This window comes from Roseateles sp., assembly GCF_046300915.1.
In the GTDB taxonomy this organism is placed as follows: Bacteria; Pseudomonadota; Gammaproteobacteria; order Burkholderiales; family Burkholderiaceae_C; genus Kinneretia.
Window position 1 is genome coordinate 1 of record NZ_JBKCLH010000175.1, and the last position, 6,155, is coordinate 6,155.

The 6,155-nt window shown below is 70.2% G+C and carries 5 protein-coding genes; all 5 read left to right on the top strand.

The window, feature by feature from the left end; genetic code table 11:
- Positions 1-3,213, top strand: a 3,213-nt coding sequence (locus ACK5F2_RS13220) for a filamentous hemagglutinin family protein (protein ID WP_409865295.1), incomplete at its 5' end; no start/stop codon positions are given.
- Between the two features lie 47 nt (positions 3,214-3,260).
- Entirely contained in the window at positions 3,261-4,949 is a 1,689-nt protein-coding gene (locus tag ACK5F2_RS13225) for a DUF2341 domain-containing protein (protein ID WP_409865297.1), read from the top strand.
- 7 nt (positions 4,950-4,956) lie between these two features.
- Positions 4,957-5,367 (top strand): ExbD/TolR family protein, encoded by a 411-nt coding sequence (locus tag ACK5F2_RS13230; RefSeq protein WP_409865298.1) that lies wholly within the window; start codon positions 4,957-4,959, stop codon positions 5,365-5,367.
- The gene (locus ACK5F2_RS13235; protein ID WP_133605269.1) at positions 5,368-5,769 is read left to right on the top strand and encodes an ExbD/TolR family protein; all 402 of its coding nucleotides are present in this window, start codon (positions 5,368-5,370) and stop codon (positions 5,767-5,769) included.
- A gap of 2 nt (positions 5,770-5,771) precedes the next feature.
- Positions 5,772-6,155, top strand: a 384-nt coding sequence (locus tag ACK5F2_RS13240; protein ID WP_409865300.1) for a hypothetical protein, incomplete at its 3' end; no start/stop codon positions are given.

Below are 6,155 nucleotides of genomic sequence, written 5' to 3' on the forward strand. Positions count from 1 at the left end.
ATTGCGGCCAATGGCGTGGCAATGGCCGGTCGGGCCGCGTCCTTCCGCCTGGTGGCGGGTGCCGATCTGGCGGCGGCCGACCCGATGGCGCTGAACGAGGCCGCGGATGCCACGAAGGCCACGGGCAGCCTCGTCATCGGCCGGCCCGGCACCAGCGCCACGGCCACGCCGCCCATCGTCTTCATTCGCAGCACCACGGGCAGCATTGCCATGGCCGCTGCGGGCGACATCAATCTGGGCGTGGCGCTCAATGCCCAGGGCCGCAACGGCCAGGTGCGCATCTACACCACGGGCGAGGCCCTGCCGACACCCAGCACCCAGGATCTGAACCGCCTGGGCCTGCGCCTGAGCGACCAGCTGATTCCCAACAGCCCCAGCGGCAATCTGGGCCCCTTCTTCGACCATGCGGGTGCCATTTCCCTGCAGGCCGGGCGCGATGTGCTGAGCCTGCCCGGCTACAAATATCCCAGCGGGGGCGGCCAGCCCCAGAGCGTTCAGTATGTGGCCGACTGGTGGTGGCGCCAGCTCAGCCCCAATGCGGAACAACTGGGTCTGATGTTCTGGTCGCGCTATGACCAGTTCGCCCAGGGCATTGCCTCCTTTGGCGGCGGCGATATCGCGGTGCGCGCCGGGCGCGATCTGGTGGATCTGGAGCTGTCCACGCCGGCCAGCGGCTACCGCTTGCGGGAACAGGGTCTGCCGGGCGGCAAAGACTATGTGCCCGGGGCGGGAACCTGGATGCCCGGCGGCAGCCTCAGGGCCAGTGCCGGGCGCGATGTGCTGGGCGGTCTCTACAACGCGGGCGGTGCCCAGGCCAGCCTCAGCGCGGGCTCTCGCATCGGCGGCGGCAGCGGTCGTGCCCTGAGCTATGCGGCCCCCCAGCTCTTCCATCTGGATACGCGCTGGTCGGTGCAGGCCGGTGCAGACCTGCAGCTGGGCAGCCTCAGCAATCCGGCCCTGCTCAGCGGCTTGCGCCAGGGCACGGAAGCGGTGGCTGGCGATGCCCGCACCGCCGCCGTCACGGGCCTGGCGGACCGGGCCCAGGCCCGTCTGCTGAGCGTCAGTGGTGACCTGAGCCTGAGTGGCCAGCGCCCCAGCGGGGTGACGGCGGTGATGACGGGCGCGGGCGAGAACGTCCTGCCCGACAGCCTGAGCCTGGCCGCGCCGGACGGTGGCATACGCATGGACAAGCCCCTGGTTCAGCTGCCCGTGGGCGAGGCCCGCCTGAGCCTGCTGGCGCGTGATGAGCTGCGCCTGCGTGGCGGGCGCTGGGTGGGCGCCACGCTGGCCGAGAACAAGAGCCAGGCCCAGCCCGTGGCCCAGGCCCGATTGCAGCAGCTGCTGGGCCAGTGGCGCAGCAACGCCGAGGGCCTGGACGCGGGGGACCGCAGCCCCTTGCTCCTGGTCTCGGCCGAGGATTCGCTGCGCCTGGAGGGTCAGTCCTTCAGCGCCCGTCCCCTGCAGCTGCAGGCGGGGCGCGATCTGGTGCTGGCCACCATCAATGTGCAGCATCAGGCTCCGGGGGAGCTGACCCTGCTGCAGGCCGGGCGCGACCTGCAGCTCAACGGCAGCAGCAGCAGTGGTCTGCGCGTGGCCGGGCCGGGCGATGTGCTCGCCTTGGCCGGGCGTGACCTTGATCTGCGCGGCGGCACCGGCCTGCTCAGCGAGGGCAATGTCAACAACGCCACCCTGCTGCAGCCGGGCGGGGCGGCCCTGACCGTGATCAGCGCCTACCAGCCCGCCGATCTGGCCCAGGCCGGGGCCTATGCCCTGCAGGGCGCGGGCCTGCAGCACCACAGCGCCTTGCTGGCGGTGCAGCTCAAGGCCCTGAGCGAGACGGGCAAGACCCTGGATGCGGCCGAGGCCCAGAAACAGGCCAAGGACTTTGTCGCGCTGAAGCCGGACGAGCAGCGCGCCCGGGTGCAGGCCCTGGTGGGCGAGAGCTTGCTGACGCAGGAGAGCGAGCGCTATCTGCAGCAGGCCCTGGCCCTGGCCGAAGCGCAAAGCCGTGCCGCCAACCAGGCCGTGACCGACGGCCGGGTCACGGGCAGCGGGCGCGATGTGGCGCGGCCGCCCCTGGCCGGCTCCGAGTTCCTGGCTGGGGATCCGCGCCTGCAGCCGGCTGAGCCCGCGGCGCGCGACACGGCCCAGGCCCTGGTCCGCCAGGAGCTGCGCGAAGCCCTGCAGGGCCAGGCCATGGGCGCAGCCCTGCTGGCCAAGGCCGCCGGCCTGGGGCCGCAGGGCTACGAGCAGCTGCTGCTGGCGGTGTCGCCGCATGCGGCAGGCCTGCGCGACTTCGTGAATGCCCGCCTGGGCGGTGCGCCGCGCGATGCCGCAACGGCCTGGCGTGACTTTGCCGGTCTGCCGGCGGCCCAGCGCCTGATCTTCCTGCAGCAGACCCTGATGCGCGAGCTGCAGGCCGCGGGCCGGGCGGCCGCGGCGGGCGAGCGTGCGGCCTATCTGCGCGGCTATCAGGCCATGCAGGGGCTGTACCCGCAGTCCGAGGCCCGCGACGGGCGCATCCTTCTCGCCAATAGCCAGTTCAAGACGGCCCAGGGCGGCGCCATCACCCTGCTGGCCCCGGGCGGCAGCATCAATGTGGGCGATCTGGCGGGCCAGAGCGGCAAGAGCGCGGCGGATGTCGGCATCGTCAGCGTGGCTGGTGGCGCGGTGCAGGCCGCGGTGCGCGACAGCGTGGAAGTGAACCAGTCGCGCATCTTCACCCTGGCCCAGGGCGATGTGCTGCTCTGGGCGGGCCTGGGCAATCTGGATGCGGGCCGCGGTGCCAAGACCGTGACCGGCGCGCCGCCGCCCGTCTACACCCTGGACCGCGAGGGCCGGGTGGTGGTGGACACCAGCGGCTCCTTCAGCGGCAGCGGCATCGCGGTGCTGGACAAGGGCAGTGCCCTGGATCTGTATGCCCCGCTGGGCGAGATCAATGCCGGTGACGCGGGCATCAAGTCCGCCGGCAATCTCTTCCTGGGCGCCACCGTGGTGCGCGGCGCCGACAACATCGCCGCGACCGGCGCGGTGCAGGGGGCCAGCCTGGCCGCCCCGGCGCCGCCGGCCCCGTCCATCACCCCGCCCACAGCGGCCGCCACCGAGGCCGGCAAGCGCGAAGCCACGGGCGGGGACGAGGACGAGAACCGCAAGCGCCGCCCGCGCCGCAATCTGCTGCTGGAGTTCCTGGGCTTTGGCAGCAGCGGTGACTGAACGGAACCGCCTTAGATCGAACGAGTTTTTCTGGATTGATGATGACCATGCGCTATCTGATTGCTCTTCTCTCCTTCGCGCTGCTGAGCCCAGCCGCCCATGCTTGGTGGAATGCCGATTGGCCCCAGCGCAGCCGCCTGGTGCTGGACACCACGGTGGCCGGTGTGGACCAGCCGGTGCAGGCCCTGCCGCTGGCGGTGCGCCTGCACAGCGGCAACTTCGACTTTCTGGCCGCCAAGGACGATGGCAGCGATTTGCGCGTGCTGGCTGGCGACGACAAGACGCCCCTGGCCTTTCGCGTGGAGCGCTTCGATGCCGTCAATGAGCTGGCCCTGATCTGGGTGCAGCTGCCCCAGGTGGCGCCGGGCAGCGACAAGACCCAGCTGCATGTCTATGCCGGCCATGCCAAGGCCACGGTGGAGGCCGGCGCGGGCAGCGGCTTTGACGCCGCCACGCTGGGCGCCCTGCATCTGGGCACGGCCGATGGCCAGGATGCCCAGGGCCGCCTCAAGAGCCTGGCCCCGCTGAATGTGGAGAAGGCAGGCCTGCTGGGAAGTGCCGCGCGCCTGGAAGGCGCGCCCCTGCGCTTTGCCGCCCAGGATGCGGTGCGGGTGGCGGCCGGTGGCGCCCTGACGCTCACGCTCTGGTTCAAGCCCGAAACCCTGGCCGATGGCCTGTTGGTCCAGCAGGGCGTGCTGAGCCTGGCCGTGCAGGAGGGGCGGCTGCAGGCCCGTGTGGGCGCGGCCAGCCTGAGCGGTGGCAGCCTGAACGCCGGAGCCTGGCAACACCTGGCCCTCACCCTGGGCCAAGGCCTGGCCCAGCTGTATCTCAACGGCAAGCCGGTGGCCCAGGTGGCGGCCCAGACGCCCGCCATCGAGGGTGAGCTGCGCCTGGGTGAGGGCCTCAAGGGCCTGATGGACGAGCTGCAGATTGCCGCCACCCTGCGCTCGCCGCAGTGGCTGGCCCTGTCGGCCGCCACCCAGGGCGTGGAGGGGCAGGCGCTCAAGGGCAATATGGAGAGCGCTGACAGCGCCGGTGGCGCCGAGCAGGGCTATATGGGCATTTTGGTGAAGAACCTCACCACCGATGCCTGGGTGGTGATCATCCTGTGCGGCCTGATGTTCGTGGTGGCCTGCTGGGTGATGGTGGTCAAGGCCCTGATGGTGTCCAAGGCCGACCGCGCCAACCGCAGCTTTCTGCAGCGCTTTCGCGCGGCCAAGGACGAGCTGCTGCATCTGGGCGGTCAGGAGCATCGCGACTCCTCGCTCTACCGCCTCTACAGCGCCGGGGTGCGCGAGCTCAACAAGCGCGATATCGGCACCCAGCCGCCCGCCGACACCCTGGCGGCCACGCCGCGCAGCCTCAGCGATGCCTCGCTGAATGCCGTCAAGGCCGCGGTGGATGCGGATATGGTGCGCGAGTCCCACAAGCTGAACTCGCAGATGGTGCTGCTGACCATCGCCATCTCGGGCGGACCCTTCCTGGGCCTGCTGGGCACGGTGGTGGGCGTGATGATCACCTTTGCCGCGATTGCGGCCGCCGGCGATGTGAATGTGAATGCCATCGCGCCCGGTATCGCGGCGGCCCTGCTGGCCACGGTGGCCGGTCTGGGCGTGGCCATTCCAGCCCTGTTTGGCTACAACTACCTGGCCTCGCGCATCAAGAACATCTCGGCGGATATGCAGATCTTCGTCGACGAGTTCATCACCCGCGTGGCCGAGGACTACGGTCGCTGAGCGCGCGATGGCTGCCGATCTCAAGCAGGGCAACGAGCCCTACGACGACATCAACATCACGCCCATGCTGGACCTGGCCTATGTGCTGCTGGTCACCTTCATCATCATGACCACGGCCTCGGTGCAGGGCGTCAAGGTGAATTCACCGCAGACCGAGGCGGCGGGCAATCTGGCCAAGCCCCAGACCCGCGCCATCACCATCACCGAAGACGGCTCGGTCTATCTGGACGCTTATCCCGTGACCATGGAGCAGCTCAGCCAGAACCTGGCCCAGTACAAGGCCGCCAATCCGGCCCTGCCGGTGGTGCTCAAGGCCGATGCGCGGGCGCAGTACGACAAGGTGATGGAGGTGCTGGAGCGGGCCAAGGCCCTGGACATCACCGAGATCGGTCTGGTGACCAAGCGAGCGGGGGTCTAGATGCAAGTCCAGAACGAGACCAAGCCCTACGACACCATCAATGTCACGCCCATGCTGGACCTGGCCTATGTGCTTCTGGTGGTCTTCATCCTGATGACCACGGCCTCGGTGCAGGGCCTGTCCATCACCCTGCCCAAACCCAGCAACAAGCCCAGCACCGAGAAGCATGAGCTCAAGATCGTGCAGGTCATGCCCGGCGGGCAGCTGATGCTCAACGGCGCGCCCGTCAGCGCGGCCGAGCTGGAGCAGCAGCTGCTGGCTGCCAAGGCCCGGGATGCGGGGCTGACGGTGGCCATCAAGGGCGATGGCCGCGCGCACTACGAGCCGGTGGTGCAGGTGGTGGATCTGTGCAACAAGCTGGGGCTGAACATGGCCCTGGTGACCTCGCGCATCGGGAGCTGAGCATGGATCTGGCCGAGGATTCACTGCAGCCCGCGCGCGGGCGCCAGATCGCCATCAAGCTGCTGCTGACCCTGCTGGTGGGCGGCCTGGTGGTGGGCGCGGCCCTGTGGGTGCGCCAGCTCAGCGGGCAGCCCGAGGCGCCCAAGCGCCAGGTGGCCAAGATCAGCCTGCTGCCCGATCAGCCGCCACCCCCGCCGCCACCGCCACCGCCCAAGGAGCTGAAGCCGCCGCCGGATGCGCCCAACAAGCCCATGCCGGAGTCCGCACCCAAGCCCGCCGAGGCCGCGCAGCCGCGCAACGAGCCCATCAAGATGGAGGGCGCGGCCGGCGACGGGCCCAGCGCCTTTGCCGCCGGCCCGGTGCGCAACGAGTACATCGGTGGCGGG

Coding starts and splice junctions, on each gene's coding strand:
- ACK5F2_RS13225 (WP_409865297.1), top strand. CDS start 3,261: ATGCGCTATCTGATTGCTCTTCTCTCCTTCGCGCTGCTGAGCCCAGCC.
- ACK5F2_RS13230 (WP_409865298.1), top strand. CDS start 4,957: ATGGCTGCCGATCTCAAGCAGGGCAACGAGCCCTACGACGACATCAAC.
- ACK5F2_RS13235 (WP_133605269.1), top strand. CDS start 5,368: ATGCAAGTCCAGAACGAGACCAAGCCCTACGACACCATCAATGTCACG.